Raw genomic sequence first — 20,729 nt, forward strand, 5'->3', positions numbered from 1 at the left:
ATTGAACTCTCGAACAAAATGCTGTTAACCAGAAGGAAATAATAAATATTTCAATAAACTGTTAAAATACATGGAGTGTTTGTATATAAAAATATCAAATTTTTATTGAAATAAAAGTGTTCCCCAAAACCACTCCAACCCAAATTAAAAATCAACCAGTTACATACAAACCAAGATCACATAAAAAAAGATTATCACCCACAATAATTATAATTTATTTGATAAGTTACTTAATTATTATGGGTATAATGCTACGCCACATGGGGTGGACAGAAGCGGCTGACTTAATCATTAAAGGTATGGAAGGCGCGATTGCCGCTAAGACTGTAACTTATGATTTCGAACGTCAGTTAGAAGGCGCTAAACTGCTGAAATGTAGCGAGTTTGGTGACGCGATTATCAAACATATGTAATATAATTAGCGTTGCAAATTGATTACGGGAACTTAAGGGTTCCCGTTTTTGTTACAGGGTTTTTTATGAGTACATGTAACGTCTTGATGCGTATTTTTGTATTAAAAGTAGCCTAATGTAGCAAAACCAAACAAACAATGAATAAAACGTAAGTGTTAAAATCAACCCATTAAAAGAGGCGATAAGGCTTTATTTATGGCGAAATGAAAAAGAAAGAAAATAATCTGCAAACCGCATGATAAACGTGGCGAAAATTATCATTTGCAGATTATCTGATGAATCAAAATAAGGTCAGAAATAAGATCAACACGCGATGGTTATCCATTCTTTGCCACGAACATCATTATAACGGTCGGTTTGTGCTCGAGTGGCATGCCCTAATAAAGCTTGCGTATCGATACCCTGTTTTCGATATAAACGTTCTGATAATGAACGTTGTTCATGAAAGGAAGCTGGCATTCCTTCACCCCAATCAATATCAGTTTTATTTCTTGCTTTGGTGAAATTCGTTGTCATCGTATTTGCTGTGACTGGGCCTCCTCGTTGCCCTTGCGATGTACTCCGAAAATAGTGAATTAAATAGTGGCTCACTACGCGATCACGACAGCGGTCAATGATTTCTTTAAGTGAAACATTAATGGCTTGATTGCGCAAAGAAAGGGGAATGGCCACTTTAGCGCCCGTTTTTCCTTGAACAACATGCAAGTGGTCATCCCAAATATCTTGAAAACGCATTCGAGAGATATCACTAATACGTTGACCTGTTACGAGAGCAAGGAGCATCGCATTACCCATATAACGGTGTTGTTTGTCCGCTAAATCATAAATCTGATGCCATTCATCTAAAGTCAATCTTTGACGTTTTATCCGAGTTTTTGGCCTTTTAGTTGCCAATGCGGGGTTATAACCTGGTGGAACTTCACCCGCATGTTGTGCTTCTTTAAAAATATCACTAAAAACGGATCTGACTACCTGTGCCATACGCGATTGTCCCGCCGTTTTATACTCGTCGAGAATACTGACCAAATCTCGAGTGCCCACTTTGGCTAATGGGAGTAAAGCTAATTTTTGGCGCATAAGGGCGATGGGTTTTTTCTTTTGCCGATAGGTGGCCAGTTGTATCTCTCCTTGATCTAAGCGTTCTTTTTGGATGTTCCAATAACGATCTAACCATGTGGCAACCGTAATCGACTCATCTTTGTCAGTTGCAATGCGATCACTGATGGCTAAAATTTGACGCGTTCTTTGCTCTGCAATACGGCTATTTGCTTCGATGGCGATTAGTCGCGCTTGAGTTTCATCAGCGCCCAAGGAATGAAATTTACCCGTTATAGGGTGACGATATCGCCAATATATTTTTCGCATTCTTGGGTGATACGTTGTATATAAATTGGGGATATCAATGTTTTTCTCACGAGGTCGTCCGATCATCTTTTAGTATCTTCCTTAATATTGGATCATCAAAGATATTGATTGAAGGGATAGCTAACATGCCGACTAAATCTGCATCTTCTCTCACTCGCCACATGCCACCTTCTTTCCTTGCAGGTGGGCAGAAAAAACCTAATCGTGCATAGCGACTTAATGTGGTGAGAGACGGTGGACGACTTTTGTATCGTTTCTCAGCCCATTCTTTTAATGTTAATACTTGCATTATTCTTTCCTTATATTATTAAAAATGAATTAATAATGATTATTCCTTTATTTTAAATAAATTAATGCTGTATTTATTTGATGGCTAATTAATACGTAATTATATTTTTAGTCTTTTATTTCCTTATCGTTTAAATGAGTGGGTGTTTGTTACTTGTGATTAATTGTACTCTATGTTTCTTTATAGGCAATAACACTGTGAGGGGAAGTACATATTGAGCTGAAGTGATCCAGCTCAATAAATTAAACTAAATAAGTTAAAGTGTTTGAATAATTTGTATCACATAACCAATGATTTGATAATCATGAGTTAATAATATAGGCGTAAAGGCGGCATTTAATGAAACCAAATAAAGATGAGGTGGTTCTGATATTAATTTCTTAATTACCACATCATGGGTAATACTATGTTTCGCGATGATTATCTTTCCATATAATTCAATATTATTTTTAAATTCCGGCTCAATAATAATCGTTGAACCCTTTGGTATGGAGGGGAGTGAGTAAGGGTTAGTCATTGATTCACCTTGATACACAAGCCCGTAAGCCTGCTCAGAAACAGGTACTGTCGCATAACACCAAGTTTGAATATCACTCAACCTTAATGTTTCATAACGTGTTTTCCAATCAAGGGTTTGCTCTAGTGTGATAATGGGAATTTGACGAATATTCATTGTCTTACGTGTGATTATTAACGCATCAGCATCGGATGATGTTCCACCATAAAGTAACCATTCAGGTGAAACTTCAAGAACTTTAGCCAGTATTTGTAAGTTTTCCCCGTCTGGTTCAGTGACTTGGGTTTCCCATTTTGTAATAGAAACTCGGCTGACACTTAACATCTTTGCTAATGACTCTTGTGTTAAGGCTAATTGCAATCGACGCTCTCTAATTCGGGTATGCATTTTGTTTCTCATGTAATTCCCATTTCCTTTTATTTAAGTAAAAATGATTTGCGTGTCCATTCTCTATTTATTAATTTTAATAGCGTAATCGATAACTGATTAATTTAATCTATAAAGATGTTATTTAAATTAATCCTATTAATTTAACTCACGATAGTTTCAATGGTAATAACGGATTAGATCTTTTCGTTAAGTGTGCTAATTAAAAGTAATGCAACGGAATATTTTACAAAACAAAAGTGGAATTACCATCTTTTGTTATTTTTTCAATTAAATTATTTTTAATTTGATGCACATCTTTTTTTTAAAAGAATGGTAGAAAAAGGAATTCACATGAAATTATTAATGGAAAAAACACGTCCTCAGATAGTCATACCTGAATTAGCAGTTCAAATTGGGTTATACGAAGCAATTGTTTTGCAACAATTACATTATTGGATAACAGAAACAATATCGGGTGTTGAATATGAAGGACGGCGATGGATCTACAATACATTACCTGATTGGCATTTACAGTTTCCCTACTTATCGCTATCAACACTAAAACGCGTCTTTACTCATCTTCGAACGGCTGGATTGATTGAAGTGAGACAGCTCAACAAACACCTTCATGATCGTACTAACTTTTATAGTATTAATTATCAGCATAAAATTTTGAAAACGGAAGATGAAGAGCAAAATACGAATGAAGAAGGTAGTGATAATGAAACGAAAATACGCACATTCGATGGTGCCAAACAGGAACAATGGAAGGGATGCAAAAGTCAGCCTCAGAACGGTTCAAATAGGGCTCTTCTTACAGAGAATACAACAAAGATTACTACAAAGAGTAACCTTAAAAGATCTTGTTCAGATTGCTCATCGTCAAATCGTGAACGGCCTGAAATAGACATTATTCGCTATTTTAATAAAACAACTCACTCCCATTATCGAGAATGTCAAACCACATTGGGCTATGTCCGAGCTAGGTTGGCTGATGGTTTCCAAGTCGATGAATTGATCTTAATTACCGATTACCTAACAGCAAAATGGCTCAACGATAATAAAATGCAGGATTATTTAAGACCTAAAACCCTGTTCCATAAAAACAATTGTGCAGAGTATCTTGATAAAGCGAAAAAGTGGCAATTAAAAGGACGACCCACTTATCAAAATGGGCGGTGCTTAAAGGAGGGCGAAATCCCTATTGAAATCGATTGTGTTGAAAGAGATAACACATTTAGTCTGTTATTTAGTTCAGCATGGAAGCCTAAAACAGCTCTTCAGATCCTCGCGAAAAAAATCGCCTTACAACGTGGTTTAGGGCGAATGCATATTCATAATGCTAAAGTGCTTTGGAAAGAAATTTGGTATCAGTCCGCACAGTTAATTGCGCGTTCAACATATCACAATAGTATTAGATAAAGGTATTTGCGACATGAGAGATATACAGCAAGTATTAGAACGATGGGGTGCTTGGGCATCTGATGTACAAAGTGGTGTGGATTATTCTCATATTGCTGCGGGCTTTAAAGGGATATTACCTTATCAATCATCATCTCGTATCAGTTGTTGCGATGATGATGGATTGATCATTGATTCTGCTATCGCTCGCCTAAAACAACTGAGAAAAGAAGAAGAGGTGAATGCACTTATATTACATTATATTTATCAGCATCCTAAAAGAAGTATTGCGAGGCGTTGGAAAATAAGTGAAAGCCGAGTTCGCCAAATTATACAAGTTGCAGAGGGTTTTGTTGAAGGAGGGCTGGCAATGTTAGAAATATGTTTAGAGATGGATCATGAAGTTTATTGTTATAAGAAAACAAATTAAATAAAAAAGTATTAACGCGCTACGCAAATTAGCTGTTAATCTAATAAAAATAAAGATATTTACCTGGCTTATAATTTATCTAAAAGGGTAATATTAAATAATGAAACATCAAATACTACTTTAATTAATGTTTATATAGCCTAATCTTGTTAAGTAATGCTTAATTTTTAAGGTTTGAATTTTTATGATATAAACTTACATCTTCATTTTAAATGTTAGAGTTATTATGATCCCTAAAAGACTAAAAACGGCAAGAGCAAGAGTTGAATTAACTCAAGAGGAGTTGGGGATTTTAGCTGGGATAGATGAGGAGTCAGCTAAAATTAGAGTTTGCCAATATGAGTCAGGCACACATCGTCCTAATTTTGAAACTATTTGCCGATTTGCCAAAATATTGAAAGTACCAGAAAATTATTTTTACACTTTAAATGATGAATTCGCAGAAGAGCTAATTTTTATTTATAATGAAAAATATAATCCACTATAAAATTCGTTTTAAAAAAGTGCTATACACGTTTTTTAAATTTATGATATAAAATAAATGAATTACTAAAATAAAAATACTATTTTTAAAGAAATTGCTATTTGCTTAATGATTGGGAGGTGGGGCAGAATAGATAAAATAAATATCTTATTAATTTAAAAATTATTGGTTATAGCTATGGTTCATCTTAGATTAAGATATGCCCGTAAAATGGCAAAATTAACTCAGGCAAGATTAGGTATACTGGCAGGAATAAATATAGATCATGCGCGTTCAAGAGTCTGTCAGTATGAATTAGGGGTTCATAGACCAACTTTTGAAATGGTATGTAAGTTTGCCAAAATACTTAATTTACCTGAATGTTATTTTTATACTGTTAATGAATATTTAGCAGAGGATATAATGAAATTATATCGTGAAAAATATAATAAGTAGTAAATCTACAGTTTATGTTTATCGTTTGATTTTTGCTCTCTCGTTTTGCGAACAATTTGATTTCCATGTTCATCAAAATAACGCTCAGGCCATATTGTTGATGGGGGCAAATTAAGTTCTTGAGCGATAAGTTGTTCTCCTTTAGGCCATGGACGGGACAATGCATTAGACAGAGTTGATGAGCTTAAGCCTGCGGCTCTGGAAATCTCTGCTAACGTTGTCCCTTTTTTCTTTAATGATGCGATAATATCTGCTGCATGCCAATTTTTATTAATCATATACTTTCCTGTATGATTTGTTAGTTTAATTTAAAAATTTTAATGTGTAGTTATTTCCAAACAAATTCATTTTAAATAAATTAATTTTTTATATCAAATAGAATAAATCTTATTTTTAAATGTAGTAGATTAGTATTTCTATTTATAAAAATATCTTAAATATATAAATTAATATTTTTGTTTTTATAATTATCAATAAAGTTATTTATTTAAAAATAATCTGACAAAAGAACTTGCTGTTTATAGGATGAAGAGTTACACCTTTAGATATATTATTTGTTTAAAATAAAGGTGTAAAATATCATGATAAAACAGAGTGATATGACTATTCAGGCATATGATATATTAGAAATAATATCACAAAGTACGTGTAAGAATATAATAGAAATCGTAAGTGAATCTAAACTCAGTTATGAAAGTTGTGAGTTTTTACTCACTCAATTAGAAATGGCGGAATTAATTTTAAAACAAGATGATTTTTATAAGCGAACAAGTAAAAGAATTGATTAAATACTTTATATTATAATAAAAGGTATCAGTTTGTATTTTTCTTGCATAAAAGATGAATTTGCACTTGATAAACCGCAGATAAAGATAAGATTGAATAATTATTTTATAAATAAAAATTCAAGATAAAGCCTTTCGATTAATTGACGATATACATAATGACTTATCTTAAATGAGAGATTAAATTTGTGAAAAAAATCTTATTATTATCACTACTGTTTAGTTCTTCTGTTTTTGCACAAAATGTCGATGTGGGGCAAGTATGTAAAGCTTCTGCGGCAACCATGTTTGGTCGAGATCATAAGATTATGCAATTAGATACTATTGAAAACGGTATTGCTTATGTTCATTACATTCGTTCAGTTGATAACAGTCGCTGGGCTATAAAATGCAAGCTAAACGGTGAAAAGGTAATTTGGGCATCAAATAATGCTGATAGTATTGGTCGATGGAGGAATGATCCTTTAGATAGTATTGTGAAATATTCTGTAAATGGTGGGGATATCACGATTTCTGAAATTTATAGTGATGGTTCTAAAACGGAAAAAACATATCCAATAAAAGAGCTATAAATTACCACTGGTTTTTGAACTCTTTTATATTAAATATAAATACAAGTCAGAAGTTTGATAATTTCTGGCTTTTTTGTTGCCTCAATAAAGGATATAGATGCAATTATATAATAATGACGCATTGGTTGTGCTAAAAGTGTTACCAGAGAATTGTATTGATTTGATAGTGACAGATCCCCCTTATTTTCGGGTTAAATCTTGTGCATGGGATAATCAGTGGGCAAATGAAGCTGAATACTTAGCGTGGCTAGATGACGTATTAACTGAGTTTTGGCGAGTATTGAAACCGAATGGAAGCTTGTATTTATTTTGTGGCTCTAAGCTTGCCTCTGATACTGAATTATTAGTAAAAGGGCGATTTAATATGTTAAGTCATATTATTTGGGCTAAACCTTCAGGCCCTTGGCGACGCCAGAATAAAGAAAGCCTGCGTACGTTTTTTCCTTCGACAGAACGAATATTGTTTGCGGAACATTATCAAAGACCAGTACAAGCAAAAGGAGCTGAGTTTGTTATAAAGTGTCGTGAACTCAAGCAACGAGTATTTAAACCTCTTATGGATTATTTTATCGATGCACGATCAGCATTACAGGTTAGCGTTAAACAAATAAATAAAGTTACAGGGAAGAAAATGGCTAATCACTGGTTTGGTCGCAGTCAGTGGCAATTACCATTAAAGGATGACTATCAAAAGTTACAAATATTATTTTCACAACGAGCTACGCATATTGATCAGTTATCACCCTTATTACGTACCTATGATGATTTGCTGTCAGAATATAAAATTTCTCAGATACGTTATCAAACATTGGTTGAAGAACACGGATTATTGAAGTGTCCTTTTTTTGTTACAGCTGATGTTTCTTACACTGATGTATGGACATATCCTCCAGTGCAATATTATCCTGGGAAACATCCTTGTGAGAAACCATCAGATATGATGGAACATATTATTCGTTCTAGCAGTCGTGAAGGGGACTTAGTGGCCGATTTCTTTATGGGATCAGGGGCAACGATAAAGGCGGGATTAAAGTTAAATAGAAATGTGTTGGGAGTGGAGTTAGAGAAGGAGAGATTTGAGGTGACAAAAGAGGAGATAAATAATTATTTAAGAAATACATAAAATATAAATAACTTCTTAATAAGAGTTATTCCTCTTAAGTATAATTTAAATATTTTTAATTTTAATAACGCAATAAAACAATTGAATATTATTCAGTTGTTTATATAGTAAGTAATATTTTATTGTTAAACTATTCTTAATTAAATGGACTTTCAGGTTTTATTTATTAGATGTCTATTAAATGATGGATTATGGTTTTCTATAAATGGAGATGTATAAATTGGCAAATATTATTTATTTAAAGTTAAATGGAAATAATCAAGGTTTAATTTCAAAAGGGTGTTCTACATTTGATTCTATTGGTAATAAATATCAATCTGGTCATGAAGATGAAATTTTAGTTTATGAATTCTCATCAAATCTTTCAATGCATCAAAATGTAAGCTTTCAACCTATAGATATACGTAAGACAATCGATAAGGCATCCCCATTATTATCTCAATCATTAGTCTCTAATGAGTTATTAACATGTGAATTTTTCTTTTATAGAACATCAGGTAATAGTGGATTGGAGTTATATTACAAAATAAAATTAACAGATGCTTCAATAGTAAATATCAGTTGTTTCTATCCTAATTCTATAACACATAATGAAGTTCAACCCGAAGAGTCATTATCAATACGGTTTAAGTCAATAACATGGGAACATGTAACCGCAGGAACAAGTTCTTATAGTATTTGGGATGAAAGGATATTTTAATGTTTTTTAGTTTTGAAGAAAAATTTGAAAGATATGCTAATGATATTAAAAGGTTATCCGAAATATCCGCAAGATACCTACTTACAGATGATTACTGTAAACAAGGATATAGAAGTGAAATAGCAGAAGTTGTAAGGTTAATTCGAGCTGATTTTTATCGTGCATTATATAACCACAGAGAAAGATATAATCGAGTTGAAGGTTTTAGAGATACAGTAAAAGAGACATTTGGAGTTGGTTCTACGCCAGAAATAATGCAGTATCTCAATGAAATAGAAACTGAGTATGAAACTGAAATGTCTGCTTATTCTCAATTAAGAAAACAGAGTAAAGAACTCTATGAACTAACTAAAACTTTTTCTGGAACGGGATGGTATTTTTACCTTAAAGGTAGTCAAACTATTATAGGAGGAGGAATACAAAGTGCTTTTGGATATTTAAGCTTTAAGATAGGCCGTAAAATTAGAAATAAAGAAATGCAAGGTGCAGGAATTATTGGTTTATCACTCGGTGGCGGTAAGTTTTTTGAAGGTGTATCAGATTTAGTGTATGAATTTACTGATGGCGATATTAACTTTGGAGGGGATCCCGTTAAAGAGAGAATTCAGAAAGGATTTGAATTTTTGGGTTTGAATGAGAGTCATGGTGAGATAGGCTATGATGTTATTGATATGACTGTTAGCGTATATAATGGATTCGCTGCTTTTGCTAAATATGACTCACCTAATCGTATTATTCATTTACCTGTCACCATGGGTGGAAGAACTTATAGAGCAACACATTTTGATAGATTATTTACCAGTAAAGGTACTCGCTTATTTCGTTGGAGTTCATTAGATTTTAAGCGAAAATTTAGCGTTCATAGCAATCCACTATTACTCACTACCTTAGGCTATAATATGGGAAAATTTATTCTAATATTAAAAAAATATAATAACGAAGATTCATCTAATGAAAATACTCATTAAGTTAGATTAATGTTCTAATTAAAAAATAGATCATTTTTTCATTATATAGGTCATTATTGCAATTCTCTTTACTCTAAAGAATAAAATTAGTGATATTTTATTATTAATACAATCATAGATAGTAATTACTAAACTCATGGTAAAGTAAATAAAAACTAAAACTAAGAATGAATAGAATAGATGAGGTGTGGTTCCTAATGTGATTATACAAATGAAAACTATAGTAAGTGAAATAAATAATCCTTCAAATAAGATACGATCAAAGATAAATGTGTCAAAAAACCATTTTTTGAAACTATCTTCTTTATTGGTTTGGTTGTTATAGGTTTGATTTATTTTTTTTACATCCTTGTCCGATAAGTTTTTAATTATTTTATCTATATCGAATTTTTTCATTATATTTTATCTCTAATTTTTATTTTTCTAATGATAACATAATTAAATATTAAATTGAATTATAAGATTCAATTATATTTATGAAATGATACTTTTTAATAAAAAGGATCTTAAGTGCAATTAAAACGGAAAGCAATTGTATTAAGTAGCACCAGTGCCGTTACTATAGCCTTAACTCTTATTAGTTATTTAGAAGGAATAAAATACAAATCCTATTATGATATTGCGGGTGTTCTGACGGTTTGTTACGGCCATACTGGCAATGACATCATTCAGAATAGGCTATACACACAGCAAGAATGTGATGCTTTATTACAAAAAGATTTTATTAAAATACAACGACAAGTCGATGTTTTAGTTAAAGTATCTCTCGATAATCACACTAAAGCCTCTTTATATTCTTTTGCTTATAATGTTGGAATAACCTCATTTTCACATTCTACTTTACTCAAGAAATTAAACGAAGGTGATCAATATGGCGCTTGTGAAGAAATGAAACGCTGGATTTATGCTGGTGGAAAAGTATGGAAAGGCTTAATTAATCGCCGTGAAATGGAATCTGCTTTATGCCATGGAAATCTTTAATTATTATTTTGTGTTTTATTATTACTCTTTTTCTTATTGTTATCTTCAGTTTTTATCTTTCCATTGATCCTTCTTGTTCTAATGATAAATCGAGTTTAGTTAAACGCTGTCAACGCGCTATTTCTCATCATAGGTATTAATCAATAATGAATTGGAAGTTTTATATCGCGACTATGGCGATAGTTATTATTGCTGGTGGTTATATGGTGATAAATGAGCAATCAAAAAAACTCAATAGATTAAACAATGCTAACAAGGAATTAGACAGTCGTTTAAAAGAACTAGTGAATATAAATCACGATTATCAAAAACGGGTAACTCTATTAAATCAACTCGATATTAAACATACTCAGGAATTAGTTAATGCGAAAAAAAAAATTGATGAGTTGCGTATTTTGGCTGAGCGTAATCCTAAGCGGGTGTATATCAGAGCCGAGTGCTCCTCCCGTATCACCACAAATTCTTCCTCCAGCATGGATGATGCAATTCCCACCAGACCTACTGACACCGCTCTCCGAAATTATTGGCTACTTAGAGAACGAATTGCCGAGTCGGAAAGAATGATTAAGGGATTGCAGGAGTATATAAGATATGAGTGTTCACAATAATTAAAAATATTCAAATAAATTACAAAAATAAGTTGAATAATAAAGGAAGCTATGAGTAATGTTAAATAGAAATAAATACTTTTACAATGCGTGGTCAAAATCAGGTAATTATGCATTACAGAGTGTTAGTATCATCGAATATTAATCAGGCATGAGGTTATATATGGGAAATTACGGTAAAGCAGCAGTACAGACTGTATTGAATTATGATGATAAAGTGAATTTACGTGAGCAATGGACGAATGCGATATCAAAAGAAACAACTAGTAAATCATCAATTAATAAAGGATGCCCTAAAGGTGCATTTCTTGGTTTATGTGAGCTTGGTTTAGTGAAGAACATCCCATCAAATAATTATAAAGCGGGTATAGCTAATAAACACCATGCGAAAGAACTTTTAGCATTAGCAATAGAGAACCCAAATATAACAGCCATCGAATGTTTTCGGTTATATCAAAAAAACAATGATGATTTACCTAAAAATCATAATGGGCAAGCCGATGTGGTTATTAGCCTTTTAGAAGCAAACCTTATTAAATAATAAATTAGATTGAAGAACAGTTAATTAAAAAGGTACTCCCAATAGCCTCCCTTCCCGCGGGGCGGGGGCTTCGCGGAAAACGTCAAATTTTTGTATTTTATTTCAGCATCACCACTACTTAATTAACTTATTGATTTTTAAATATACAAACAATAAATACTGATGTCTGTGAACGTTTTTTGTTCATCATCAGATTGATAGCACATGATTTTCCACAGGGACTTTTCCTTAATATCCATAAGAATGTGATGTAGTAACTTGTATTTATTATATTCTGTACGTATATCATAATTTATTATTCACAAATGGAATTCTCATAATGAAACTTGAAAATAAATTAATGTTACGTGTTTTTGGTGCAAGTAAGCGTGGTAAAACACAAACACTAATTCAATTGATTAGAAAATTAAAATCAGATAAAAGCTATACTGTTCGTTTAGAACCAAAAGAAAACCCTTTAGCTAAAAATGATGAAATAGCTATTTTTGAGAAAGATGGTTTAAAAATAGGGATATCTACAGGTGGTGATAACGAAAAAATTATAAGAAAAGCAGTGGAAGAGTTAATTGAAGAAAACTGTAATTTTATAATTTCTGCAACAAGAACTAGAGGTCAGACAAAAAAAGAACTTTATAAACTGGTCAATGAACATGAATATCAAAAACAGTGGTTCAAGAAAAATACAAATATAGATTATTGGTGTAATAAATGGCCTCATAAAGGTGAAGATTTTGACAAAAGAAAAGCCGAATATTTCAATAAATTAAACGAAACAGATGCTCAATTTCTTTTTGACTATATTGATTCCCTAACAAAATAAAGTTAAATACCACTATGAACACCCGCTTAACGCGGGTTTTTTATTCACTATTTACATGCAATGATGGTTCAAAAACTCAAACAGCTAACACTCAATATTAGTCAGATAGCTGCATTATCAGGAATACATCGACAGACCGTTTCATCACGCCTTAAAAATCTCACGCCCGTTAATACCAATAACTCAAACCTCAAACTTTATGCACTTAGCGATATTTTAGCTGAAACAATGAAAGCTCCTGCATCGATTGATAGTCAAGACATGCAACCTCAAGATCGCAAAGCGTGGTATCAATCAGAACGAGAACGATTGAAATTCGAGCAAGAAATAGGGGTGTTATTACCTGCTTCTGATGTTGCTCGTGAATATGCGGCTTTAGCGAAAGCCATGATACAGGTGTTAGAGACGTTACCAGATATATTAGAGCGCGATTGTGCATTAACGCCTTCGGCGGTTTTTCAAATACAAGCGGTGATTGATGACCTACGTGATCAAATAGCGATAAAAGTGCTAGCAGACGATGAGCTTAAGGAGGATTAAAAGGAGGAGAAATGGGTAAACCAATATCTGCCTCTTTATTACGTAAAAATGTGGCTCAACTCATTAAAGCACCGAGGCGAATGCCAGTTGCGGATGCCGTGGCAAAATATATGCGAGTGCCTGTGGGAGCGGGTAACTCTGTTCCTTGGGATCCCGCCGTATCCCCTTATATTGTTGAACCCATGAATTGTTTATCGTCACGGCTCTATGATGCAGTGATATTTGTGGGGCCTGCGAGAACAGGAAAGACCGTTGGGTTAATTGATGGGTGGGTGATTTACAATATTGTGTGTGATCCGTCGGATATGTTGCTGGTACAAATGACGCAAGATAAAGCACAAGAGCACAGCAAAAAACGGCTTTCTCGTACCTTCCGTTGCAGTCCTGAAGTCAGTAAGCAACTCAGTCCTCGTCGTAACGATAATAACGTATTTGATAAATACTTTTTATCGGGCAGTTTTTTAAAAATGGGGTGGCCATCGATTAACGTGATGTCCTCTTCGGACTTTAAATGTGTGGCGCTTACCGATTATGACCGTTTTCCCGAAGATATCGATGGTGAAGGAGATGGTTTTTCTTTAGCCTCAAAACGGACAACCACCTTTATGTCAGCGGGTATGACGCTGGTGGAAAGCTCAGCTATTGAATCACGCAAACAAGCCGATGCTTTTTTAGAGCAAGCTCAAAGTGTTGGGCAAACGAGAGATGCACTCGAACAACTCACTGAGGTTTTAAATAAATCCACAAAGGCTTATGACAAGCTCAAAATTACAGGTGAGCAGTTTGCCGAAATTCAAAATGTCACTCAATCAAGAATAAAGGCGATACAAGATCAACAAGATGCGAATACTGAAAAATACTACAAACAAATCGAAGCCGTTAAAGGATTATCAGGTAGTGCATCAGCATTAAGAGCGATTCAGGCTCAGTTAAACCAAGAAGTGAAGAAAGGCACTATCCATCAGCGCGATTATCAGGTGCTTATTTCTGCTATTACTTCAGAGTCAATGAAGTTACGCCGAGAAGAAGAGTCTCTAACACAACAAAAAACACGGTTTATTCAGCGACTAAAAGAACAGGTTGCCACTCAAAATTTAAGTCGCGAGCAAATGTTGCGTTATCAAGCCTCTCAACTTGGTGTCAGTTCTTCAGCCGAGATCTATATTCGTCGCTTATCTGAATCGAACAAAGAAACTAAAGAGTTTGATAAAAACAGCAAGTCATTAGCTAGCCGTCTTCAGAGTATTGCCAATTCCTTTAATATGGGCTCACTGGTTCGCGGTGGTATTTGGGGAGGAATTACTGCAGGTCTAACGGGTGTTGCAAAATTAGCCTATGATGCAGAAAGAGAGTTTTCTCAATTTAATAAGCAGTTGATCTTAACAGGTAACTACGCCAATAAATCTGCTAGCCAATTAAATGAAATGTCGCGAACCCTTGCGGGTGGCGGTATTACGCGTGGTGAAATGGCATCATCCATTTCGAGTGTTGTCGGTACAGGCGTATTTTCAAATAATGAGATTTCCCGTGTTTCAAAAGCGGTCGCACAGATGAATTACATCACAGGGCAGGCGATTGATACCACGATTGATCAGTTTAAACGCTTGCAAGATGAACCACTTCAAATGTCGCTTGAATTAGAAAAAGCGAACCACCACCTCACAGCATCCCAATTAGAGCAAATCAGAACACTCGAATTACAAGGTAATAAAACCGAAGCCGCTAAGCTGGCGATTGATGCTTATGCGCAATCTATTAATGATGGCGCTAATGATATTGTTGAAAATCTTGGATACTTAGAGTCAGCATGGCTAGGGATAAAAAATACAGCGAAAAAAGGCTGGGATGCCATGCTCAATATTGGGCGTACAGAGACATTAAACGATCAAATTAGAGAGCAAGAGTCATTATTAAAGAGTCTCAGTAATATTGCTATCACTCCTCAATATCGTCTTGATGAAATCAAAGCAAAAATCGCCACTTTAAAAGAGCAAGTGGGCGATATCGATCTTAAAAATGCACAAAAACAAGCAGAAGTGGTGGCAAATCAATTAGAAGTGAACCAAATCAGGTTACAAGAAAAATGGCGAAGTTTTTATAGTTGGGAAACACAACGGCTAAAGAAATTAGCTGAATTAGAAAAAGAGAAACATGCCTTAACCAAAGAGCAGTATGAAGAAGCTAAAGCGATGATCAATTACCGATTAAGAGATCGGCAAATACCAGGAAGAGGACGAGAAAGTGGAAATCGCGTCTCTGCTGGAAGACGCGAAGAAGAGAACGCTTCGCGTGATTTATTCACATTACAAGCCCAGCTTGATGTACTTAGAAAACATCACAATACGTATCAACAAATTAGCCAACAACGTAAAGACTTACAAAAACAACAAGCGCAATTTACCCTCTTAGAACAAGCCTCTCAGTCTCGACAATTAACGGTAACTGAAAAATCATTATTAGCTCACAAAGATAATATCCTCTCACAAAAAGAAAAATTAGCATTAATTGGCGATGAAATCGTATTACAGCAACGCTTAAACAAGATGCAAGCGCAAGCTGAAAAATATCTCACTCAACAAATTAAAAAACGTCAAGCAATAGAGGCAAATGCAGGACTTTCTCGCCAAGAAATTCAACGAAATAATCAGCGCGAGCAATTATTAGCAGACAATAAAGATAATCCTCAATTATCCATGATGATCGCAGAGCAACAAAAAACATTTGAAGCGGAGGACAATCAACGAAACAACTGGTTAGCAGGGGCGAAAAGTGCGTGGGCTGATTATCGTGAGACGGCATTAGATGTTAACACACAAGTTAAAAATGCCACATCAATGGCATTAGACGGATTTAGTAGCCAGTTAACAGATGTATTAGTAGAAAGAGAAGCTGACTTTAAAGCATTCACTAAATCGATATTTAAAATGATCACGAATATCTTAGTTAAAATGGCTTTAATAAAAGGTCTAGAAGCCTTCGGTTTTGGTGGTTTTAGTGCACCTGTCGCCAATGCGAAAGGAGGTGTTTATTCCTCATCAAGCCTTAGCCGTTATAGTGGACACATCGTCAATCGGCCTACATTGTTTGCCTTTGCTAAAGGCGCAGGAGTGATGGGGGAAGCTGGGCCTGAAGGTATTTTTCCTCTTCGCCGAGGGATTGATGGCAAATTAGGTGTTATTGCTAAAATACCGAATCAAGGTGCAGGATTCACTCAAATCAATAATGTCACTATTCAAAATGAAAGCAGTCATGGGCAAATTAGCCCTCATGTGCTGAAAAAAATCTATGAGATAAGCAAGCGAGGGGCTCAAGATTATATTTTAAGTCAGCGCCGTGATGGTGGTGGAATGTAGGATATATATGGACGTTTTTAAATGGAAAGTGAAGCCTGATATGACCAAAGTATCTGAACCTAGAGTGAAATCGGTAAAACTGGGGGAGGGTTATGAACAACGACGACCTGACGGATTAAATTCTAATACAGTCAAATATAATGTCACATTTCTATCAACACATGCTGAATCACAAGAAATCGATCGTTTTTTAGCAAAACATCAAGGTGTTAAAGCCTTTCTTTGGCAACCTCCATACCAAGCTGACTATATCAAGGTGATTTGCCGTAAATGGTCAGAACAAGTCAAACTAATGCGCAGTGAAATTGAAGCTGAATTTGAACAAGTGGTAAATTAATAAAATTAATTATTACTGTGTAATCAGTCTGAAAATAAAGAATAGAAGAGGAAAATGATTTTTTTGTCTCTGATACATGTATAGAGTATGCTTACATTTTTCTTTTATAGCGAGATTAGTGTGGGAGAATTAATAATGTCGAAATTCACTTTAGAGGGTAATGAAGATTTACCTGCTGTGTTTGGTGGCTATTTAGTGATTTTAAAAGACAATAAAGAGCTTGCGGTTGTGAGTGTACCTTCATTCAATTTACTTGCTGATAGATATAGAGATAGTGTCATTGAAAATGATGATTCATTTGAAGATGATGAGGGTAACGAATATATGATAAATATTTATTCTTCAAATACAGGTATCGATTGGAATTTAGAAATTGGATCACAGAATGAGGAGATATTAAACCATATAAAAGTGGAGTATCAACCCAATGACTACTAACAATCCATTTTATAATATATTTCGAACAGGGATTGAAAATATAAGAAATCAAAGCAAAGATCCTTTCCATAATAAATTATATTATTCCAATGTGATCAGCTTAATGGAACAGTATTTATCAGGCTTATTTATCAATGAGATTACAAAAAATAGAAAATATCTGATTAAATTATCTTCTCATGGGAAATTTAATGCCGATAACCTACCGTTAGTTAAAGCAATAAATCTATCAATGAATGATATTGATAATATTCTTATTGATAAGATGAAAAATTTAGTCTGGCATCGCTTAAATGATATAGAAGGATACTTTAAACATGTTTTTAATATCAAGTTTAACATCAGTAGAGAATTACTTTCTTTATTAGAAACGAGACATGATCTTATTCATAGGAATGGGTTTAATATGGATGGTCAAGAAACACAAATCACAGAAGATAAACTAGTAAATTGTATTAAGGTTGTTGAAGATTTTATAAATGATATTGATAAAAAGTATAATTCCTTTCTTAACTCTCATTAATAAATAATTATTGTATTTAAATACTCACTTTTTATTAATTTAAGCTAGTATAAAATCTCATTATTAATATAAGCTAAACTAGTGTATTCTATAGTTACTATGATTTCTTTTATTCTGGAGAATTTATGCGAATTTTCGGTGCCATATTAATAGCCTTGGGATTATTGGCTATTATCTATGCATTAAATATGAGTGTAACAGTAAGAGTTTCATCAGGTTATGGTGAAGTAAATAATATGGGATTAATTGCAAGTAAAAATAATACCCTGATGTTAGGATGTTTTATCACATTAATGGGTTTTATTTCATATTGCACAGCTATTATAAAAGAAACTATCGAAAAGAGTGTTCTAGGTAGCTTTATTCATAACAATAATAAAGTTGAGATAATAGGAAGTAAAAAATCTGAGGGTACTGAAGATAAAGAAGAATATGGAGCACCTGAAAAGGTTGATATAAAATCTTTATTAATACCTAAAAAAGATGGTTTTATGATTGATGATGAGTCAATTGCAAAACTTGCACTAAGTATTATTCAGCATAATCCTGATGTGAAAAAGGAAAATTTATTTCTACATTGCGAGGAGTTAATAAATAATATTGAATCCTCTTTACCTTCTGAAGTACGAATAACATTTATGCGACGTATAAAGTATTGGTTAGAAAATTAAAAAAATATTGTGATATTGACCCGCTTCGGCGGGTTTTTTATTGGAGCTAATATGGAACATATTCCTCCTGAAATGCGAATTAGTGTTACCGAACTCTCCTCCACTGATGCTTCGCTTGAGCTTTACGAATTTGATTTAACTAAAATAGGCGGTATTCGGTACCGCTTTTTTGATGGACTCAATCAACGTAAAGAGCCGTTAATCTGGCAAGGAAACACCTATGAACCTTACCCCGTGAAAGGCGAAGGATTTTCTTTTAATGGCAAAGGCCCCTCAGGGCGACCCACTATTACATTGTCGAATTTATTTGGGCTGATTACGGGGATTGCCAGTCAGCTAGATAGTGCAATCGGTGGGCTGGTGGTACGTCGCATTGTCAGTACTCAATTTTTAGATGCGGTAAATTTTCCTCATGGCAATCCTAATGCCGACCCGTCACAAGAAATTGTGACACGTTGGATCATTGAGCAGATGACCAGTTTAAATTCAGTAACAGCTACCTTTATGTTGGCGACACCCAGTGAAACAGACGGATTGATGCTTCCTGGTCGCGTGATTTTGTCGGATATCTGTCCTTGGGGGTATCGTTCTGAAGAGTGCGGATATAAAGGGCCTCCTGTTGCCGATGAATGGGGAAAGCCAACCACCGATCCGTTAAAAGATAAATGCGGTAAACGTCTTAGTGATTGTAAGTTACGAAAAAACGAGTCGCGTATAGGTGCGTTTGTTTCTACTTCCCGTATTGGTAATAGTTAATTCCTTCCTAAGGTATTTCTTATGATTGAACAAACAATTTTGGCGCAGGCAAAAGAGCAAGCGCCCTTAGAGGCATGTGGCTTATTGATAAGTACCGCACAGGGTGAGCAGTATTTACCTTGCGTTAATCAGCACGCTGATCCGAAAAACCATTTCACGATTTCTTTTGATGATTTTATTCGCGCCGAACAGCAGGGCGAGGTGATCGCGGTTGTACATAGTCACCCTGACGGCCAACAGTACCTCAGTACATTAGACCGACAACTGCAGGTGAACAGCGCATTGCCGTGGTGGGTGGTCTGTGATGAAAAAATTCATCGCTATCAGCCGGTGCCTCATCTGTTAGGTCGCCAATTTGTTCATGGCTCAACAGATTGTTATGGGTTGTTTCGTGATGCTTACCATTTGGCAGGGCATGAATTGCCTGACTTTGAGCGACATGATAATTGGTGGCGCCAAGGCAAAGAACTGTACCTCGATAATATGGTGAGCACTGGTTTTCGGCAGGTCAAAAAAGAGGCGCAACCCGGCGATATTATTTTGTGTTGTTATGCCAGCTCTCGCGCCAACCACGCAGGGATCTATTTAGGCAATCAAACGATTTTGCATCACATTCCAAACCAACTTAGCAAACGCGAGGAGTATAACGAACGATGGCAACGAATGACGCACTCAATTTGGCGTTACCGCGATTGGCAACCTTCCGACTTTATGGGAATTTGCAACGATTTGGACGTCGCTTTGATTTAAATGTGAATACCGCCTCTGAAGGGCTTCACGCGCTTTTTATTCAAATTCCAGCCTTACGCCTCGCCATTCGTGATGGTTGGTATCAAGTTCGCATTGCCGGTACCGATATTTCCCCGCAAGAAATTAACCAAAAATTCAATGAAGCCTTACCGGATAATGCGGTCGTCCATATTGTGCCGAAATTATCAGGCGCTAAAAACGTCGGTGTTTTTCAGTTTGTTGCGGGTGCGGCCTTATTTTCATTGGGATGGTGGGGACCTGCGTGGATCTCCGCAACCGTTGCCACGTCTTTGATGGCAGGTGGTGCAGCCATGATGATTGGTGGTGTCGCTCAAATGCTGATCCCCGCGCCTAAACCGCCTAATTTATCTCGTGGTGATGAAGAAAAAGGCAATACCTATTTTAGTAATCTTGATAACGCGGTTGCACAAGGGATGCCGGTGCCCATTGCGTATGGTGAAATTATGTGTGGTTCACGCGTCATTTCACAATCGGTTGAGATTATGGATGACAGTGACGGCGAAGATATCGATGCCGGTAAACACGGTGGATAAGAGGAG

28 protein-coding genes are annotated in these 20,729 nt (G+C 34.9%); 23 read left to right on the forward strand and 5 right to left on the reverse strand.

From position 1 onward, the window contains the following. Positions 1–116: 116 nt before the first annotated feature. Positions 117–413 (forward strand): isocitrate/isopropylmalate family dehydrogenase, encoded by a 297-nt coding sequence (locus BTA34_RS18515; protein WP_416202675.1) that lies wholly within the window; start codon positions 117–119, stop codon positions 411–413. 303 nt (positions 414–716) lie between these two features. Here BTA34_RS18515 and BTA34_RS05875 read toward each other — a convergent pair whose 3' ends face one another. From BTA34_RS05875 to BTA34_RS05885, 3 genes are all read right to left on the reverse strand, one after another. Then, a complete protein-coding gene (locus BTA34_RS05875; RefSeq protein WP_151434855.1) occupies positions 717–1,844 on the reverse strand; it encodes a phage integrase Arm DNA-binding domain-containing protein in 1,128 nt (375 codons plus the stop codon). Beyond that, positions 1,825–2,067: an excisionase gene (locus BTA34_RS05880; RefSeq protein WP_151434856.1), complete on the reverse strand. Its 243-nt coding sequence runs from the start codon at positions 2,065–2,067 to the stop codon at positions 1,825–1,827. The genes BTA34_RS05875 and BTA34_RS05880 overlap by 20 nt, the downstream gene beginning before the upstream one ends. A 256-nt stretch (positions 2,068–2,323) precedes the next feature. After that, complete coding sequence (locus tag BTA34_RS05885) at positions 2,324–2,983, reverse strand: helix-turn-helix domain-containing protein (RefSeq protein WP_151434857.1); 660 nt, start codon at positions 2,981–2,983, stop codon at positions 2,324–2,326. Between the two features lie 321 nt (positions 2,984–3,304). On the opposite strand from BTA34_RS05885, the gene BTA34_RS05890 reads away from it, so the two are divergent. The 4 genes from BTA34_RS05890 to BTA34_RS05905 all read left to right on the forward strand — a co-directional run bounded on the left by BTA34_RS05890 (position 3,305) and on the right by BTA34_RS05905 (position 5,703). After that, positions 3,305–4,375: a conserved phage C-terminal domain-containing protein gene (locus BTA34_RS05890; protein WP_151434858.1), complete on the forward strand. Its 1,071-nt coding sequence runs from the start codon at positions 3,305–3,307 to the stop codon at positions 4,373–4,375. Between the two features lie 13 nt (positions 4,376–4,388). Beyond that, on the forward strand, positions 4,389–4,784 hold the full coding sequence (locus BTA34_RS05895; RefSeq protein ID WP_151434859.1) for an antiterminator Q family protein: 396 nt from the start codon (positions 4,389–4,391) through the stop codon (positions 4,782–4,784). A gap of 226 nt (positions 4,785–5,010) precedes the next feature. Continuing rightward, complete coding sequence (locus tag BTA34_RS05900; RefSeq protein WP_023582490.1) at positions 5,011–5,271, forward strand: helix-turn-helix domain-containing protein; 261 nt, start codon at positions 5,011–5,013, stop codon at positions 5,269–5,271. Between the two features lie 174 nt (positions 5,272–5,445). Beyond that, positions 5,446–5,703, forward strand: a complete 258-nt coding sequence (locus BTA34_RS05905; RefSeq protein WP_151434860.1) for a helix-turn-helix domain-containing protein — start codon at positions 5,446–5,448, stop codon at positions 5,701–5,703. A 5-nt stretch (positions 5,704–5,708) separates the two neighbouring features. Here the strand turns inward: BTA34_RS05905 and BTA34_RS05910 are convergent, their stop codons facing one another. After that, positions 5,709–5,981, reverse strand: a complete 273-nt coding sequence (locus BTA34_RS05910; RefSeq protein WP_151434861.1) for a helix-turn-helix domain-containing protein — start codon at positions 5,979–5,981, stop codon at positions 5,709–5,711. A gap of 303 nt (positions 5,982–6,284) precedes the next feature. Here BTA34_RS05910 and BTA34_RS05915 point away from each other — a divergent pair, with 303 nt between their 5' ends. From BTA34_RS05915 to BTA34_RS05935, 5 genes are all read left to right on the forward strand, one after another. Next, a complete protein-coding gene (locus BTA34_RS05915; RefSeq protein WP_151434862.1) occupies positions 6,285–6,491 on the forward strand; it encodes a hypothetical protein in 207 nt (68 codons plus the stop codon). 185 nt (positions 6,492–6,676) lie between these two features. Further along, a complete protein-coding gene (locus BTA34_RS05920; protein WP_151434863.1) occupies positions 6,677–7,060 on the forward strand; it encodes a hypothetical protein in 384 nt (127 codons plus the stop codon). 97 nt (positions 7,061–7,157) lie between these two features. After that, a complete protein-coding gene (locus BTA34_RS05925) occupies positions 7,158–8,183 on the forward strand; it encodes a DNA-methyltransferase (RefSeq protein ID WP_151434864.1) in 1,026 nt (341 codons plus the stop codon). Between the two features lie 220 nt (positions 8,184–8,403). Further along, complete coding sequence (locus BTA34_RS05930; RefSeq protein ID WP_151434865.1) at positions 8,404–8,883, forward strand: Hcp family type VI secretion system effector; 480 nt, start codon at positions 8,404–8,406, stop codon at positions 8,881–8,883. Further along, positions 8,883–9,851, forward strand: a complete 969-nt coding sequence (locus BTA34_RS05935) for a DUF4225 domain-containing protein (RefSeq protein WP_151434866.1) — start codon at positions 8,883–8,885, stop codon at positions 9,849–9,851. Before BTA34_RS05930 ends, BTA34_RS05935 begins: the two co-directional genes overlap by 1 nt. Before the next feature lie 30 nt (positions 9,852–9,881). Here BTA34_RS05935 and BTA34_RS05940 read toward each other — a convergent pair whose 3' ends face one another. Beyond that, on the reverse strand, positions 9,882–10,247 hold the full coding sequence (locus tag BTA34_RS05940; protein ID WP_151434867.1) for a hypothetical protein: 366 nt from the start codon (positions 10,245–10,247) through the stop codon (positions 9,882–9,884). Positions 10,248–10,361: 114 nt separating this feature from the next. Here BTA34_RS05940 and BTA34_RS05945 point away from each other — a divergent pair, with 114 nt between their 5' ends. The 13 genes from BTA34_RS05945 to BTA34_RS06005 all read left to right on the forward strand — a co-directional run bounded on the left by BTA34_RS05945 (position 10,362) and on the right by BTA34_RS06005 (position 20,723). Beyond that, positions 10,362–10,832 (forward strand): lysozyme, encoded by a 471-nt coding sequence (locus tag BTA34_RS05945; protein WP_151434868.1) that lies wholly within the window; start codon positions 10,362–10,364, stop codon positions 10,830–10,832. 146 nt (positions 10,833–10,978) lie between these two features. Then, entirely contained in the window at positions 10,979–11,440 is a 462-nt protein-coding gene (locus tag BTA34_RS05950; protein ID WP_151434869.1) for a lysis protein, read from the forward strand. A 163-nt stretch (positions 11,441–11,603) separates the two neighbouring features. Beyond that, positions 11,604–11,981 carry a DUF6979 family protein gene (locus BTA34_RS05955; RefSeq protein WP_151434870.1) on the forward strand — a complete coding sequence of 126 codons (378 nt, stop codon included), beginning with the start codon at positions 11,604–11,606 and terminating at the stop codon, positions 11,979–11,981. Between the two features lie 319 nt (positions 11,982–12,300). Continuing rightward, complete coding sequence (locus BTA34_RS05960; protein ID WP_151434871.1) at positions 12,301–12,801, forward strand: hypothetical protein; 501 nt, start codon at positions 12,301–12,303, stop codon at positions 12,799–12,801. A 63-nt stretch (positions 12,802–12,864) separates the two neighbouring features. Further along, entirely contained in the window at positions 12,865–13,341 is a 477-nt protein-coding gene (locus BTA34_RS05965; protein ID WP_151434872.1) for a DUF1441 family protein, read from the forward strand. An 11-nt stretch (positions 13,342–13,352) separates the two neighbouring features. Further along, positions 13,353–16,694: a phage tail tape measure protein gene (locus BTA34_RS05970; RefSeq protein WP_151434873.1), complete on the forward strand. Its 3,342-nt coding sequence runs from the start codon at positions 13,353–13,355 to the stop codon at positions 16,692–16,694. A 7-nt stretch (positions 16,695–16,701) separates the two neighbouring features. Continuing rightward, entirely contained in the window at positions 16,702–17,031 is a 330-nt protein-coding gene (locus BTA34_RS05975) for a phage tail protein (protein WP_151434874.1), read from the forward strand. Between the two features lie 135 nt (positions 17,032–17,166). Further along, entirely contained in the window at positions 17,167–17,469 is a 303-nt protein-coding gene (locus BTA34_RS05980) for a hypothetical protein (RefSeq protein ID WP_099659624.1), read from the forward strand. Beyond that, positions 17,459–17,992, forward strand: a complete 534-nt coding sequence (locus tag BTA34_RS05985; protein WP_151434875.1) for a hypothetical protein — start codon at positions 17,459–17,461, stop codon at positions 17,990–17,992. Before BTA34_RS05980 ends, BTA34_RS05985 begins: the two co-directional genes overlap by 11 nt. Before the next feature lie 125 nt (positions 17,993–18,117). Beyond that, complete coding sequence (locus BTA34_RS05990) at positions 18,118–18,663, forward strand: hypothetical protein (protein WP_151434876.1); 546 nt, start codon at positions 18,118–18,120, stop codon at positions 18,661–18,663. Positions 18,664–18,714: 51 nt separating this feature from the next. Then, positions 18,715–19,419, forward strand: coding sequence for a phage minor tail protein L (locus BTA34_RS05995; protein WP_151434877.1), 705 nt, complete (start codon positions 18,715–18,717; stop codon positions 19,417–19,419). Positions 19,420–19,440: 21 nt separating this feature from the next. Then, positions 19,441–20,169 carry a C40 family peptidase gene (locus BTA34_RS06000; protein ID WP_151434878.1) on the forward strand — a complete coding sequence of 243 codons (729 nt, stop codon included), beginning with the start codon at positions 19,441–19,443 and terminating at the stop codon, positions 20,167–20,169. Then, positions 20,073–20,723 carry a tail assembly protein gene (locus tag BTA34_RS06005; RefSeq protein WP_265576273.1) on the forward strand — a complete coding sequence of 217 codons (651 nt, stop codon included), beginning with the start codon at positions 20,073–20,075 and terminating at the stop codon, positions 20,721–20,723. The genes BTA34_RS06000 and BTA34_RS06005 overlap by 97 nt, the downstream gene beginning before the upstream one ends. Positions 20,724–20,729: the final 6 nt, after the last annotated feature.

Source organism: Proteus sp. CD3, from assembly GCF_008808075.1.
In the GTDB taxonomy this organism is placed as follows: domain Bacteria; phylum Pseudomonadota; class Gammaproteobacteria; order Enterobacterales; family Enterobacteriaceae; genus Proteus; species Proteus appendicitidis.

What these genes read in the sequence shown, in the direction of transcription:
- BTA34_RS06000 (WP_151434878.1), top strand. Translation starts at nt 19,441, where the DNA reads ATGATTGAACAAACAATTTTGGCGCAGGCAAAAGAGCAAGCGCCCTTA.
- BTA34_RS05900 (WP_023582490.1), top strand. Translation starts at nt 5,011, where the DNA reads ATGATCCCTAAAAGACTAAAAACGGCAAGAGCAAGAGTTGAATTAACT.
- BTA34_RS05990 (WP_151434876.1), top strand. Translation starts at nt 18,118, where the DNA reads ATGCGAATTTTCGGTGCCATATTAATAGCCTTGGGATTATTGGCTATT.
- BTA34_RS05905 (WP_151434860.1), top strand. Translation starts at nt 5,446, where the DNA reads ATGGTTCATCTTAGATTAAGATATGCCCGTAAAATGGCAAAATTAACT.
- BTA34_RS05975 (WP_151434874.1), top strand. Translation starts at nt 16,702, where the DNA reads ATGGACGTTTTTAAATGGAAAGTGAAGCCTGATATGACCAAAGTATCT.
- BTA34_RS05965 (WP_151434872.1), top strand. Translation starts at nt 12,865, where the DNA reads ATGGTTCAAAAACTCAAACAGCTAACACTCAATATTAGTCAGATAGCT.
- BTA34_RS05940 (WP_151434867.1), bottom strand. Translation starts at nt 10,247, where the DNA reads ATGAAAAAATTCGATATAGATAAAATAATTAAAAACTTATCGGACAAG.
- BTA34_RS05875 (WP_151434855.1), bottom strand. Translation starts at nt 1,844, where the DNA reads ATGATCGGACGACCTCGTGAGAAAAACATTGATATCCCCAATTTATAT.
- BTA34_RS05925 (WP_151434864.1), top strand. Translation starts at nt 7,158, where the DNA reads ATGCAATTATATAATAATGACGCATTGGTTGTGCTAAAAGTGTTACCA.
- BTA34_RS05910 (WP_151434861.1), bottom strand. Translation starts at nt 5,981, where the DNA reads ATGATTAATAAAAATTGGCATGCAGCAGATATTATCGCATCATTAAAG.
- BTA34_RS05915 (WP_151434862.1), top strand. Translation starts at nt 6,285, where the DNA reads ATGATAAAACAGAGTGATATGACTATTCAGGCATATGATATATTAGAA.
- BTA34_RS05880 (WP_151434856.1), bottom strand. Translation starts at nt 2,067, where the DNA reads ATGCAAGTATTAACATTAAAAGAATGGGCTGAGAAACGATACAAAAGT.
- BTA34_RS05970 (WP_151434873.1), top strand. Translation starts at nt 13,353, where the DNA reads ATGGGTAAACCAATATCTGCCTCTTTATTACGTAAAAATGTGGCTCAA.
- BTA34_RS06005 (WP_265576273.1), top strand. Translation starts at nt 20,073, where the DNA reads ATGGCAACGAATGACGCACTCAATTTGGCGTTACCGCGATTGGCAACC.
- BTA34_RS05950 (WP_151434869.1), top strand. Translation starts at nt 10,979, where the DNA reads ATGAATTGGAAGTTTTATATCGCGACTATGGCGATAGTTATTATTGCT.
- BTA34_RS05980 (WP_099659624.1), top strand. Translation starts at nt 17,167, where the DNA reads ATGTCGAAATTCACTTTAGAGGGTAATGAAGATTTACCTGCTGTGTTT.
- BTA34_RS05895 (WP_151434859.1), top strand. Translation starts at nt 4,389, where the DNA reads ATGAGAGATATACAGCAAGTATTAGAACGATGGGGTGCTTGGGCATCT.
- BTA34_RS05985 (WP_151434875.1), top strand. Translation starts at nt 17,459, where the DNA reads ATGACTACTAACAATCCATTTTATAATATATTTCGAACAGGGATTGAA.
- BTA34_RS05935 (WP_151434866.1), top strand. Translation starts at nt 8,883, where the DNA reads ATGTTTTTTAGTTTTGAAGAAAAATTTGAAAGATATGCTAATGATATT.
- BTA34_RS05885 (WP_151434857.1), bottom strand. Translation starts at nt 2,983, where the DNA reads ATGAGAAACAAAATGCATACCCGAATTAGAGAGCGTCGATTGCAATTA.
- BTA34_RS05890 (WP_151434858.1), top strand. Translation starts at nt 3,305, where the DNA reads ATGAAATTATTAATGGAAAAAACACGTCCTCAGATAGTCATACCTGAA.
- BTA34_RS05995 (WP_151434877.1), top strand. Translation starts at nt 18,715, where the DNA reads ATGGAACATATTCCTCCTGAAATGCGAATTAGTGTTACCGAACTCTCC.
- BTA34_RS05960 (WP_151434871.1), top strand. Translation starts at nt 12,301, where the DNA reads ATGAAACTTGAAAATAAATTAATGTTACGTGTTTTTGGTGCAAGTAAG.
- BTA34_RS05955 (WP_151434870.1), top strand. Translation starts at nt 11,604, where the DNA reads ATGGGAAATTACGGTAAAGCAGCAGTACAGACTGTATTGAATTATGAT.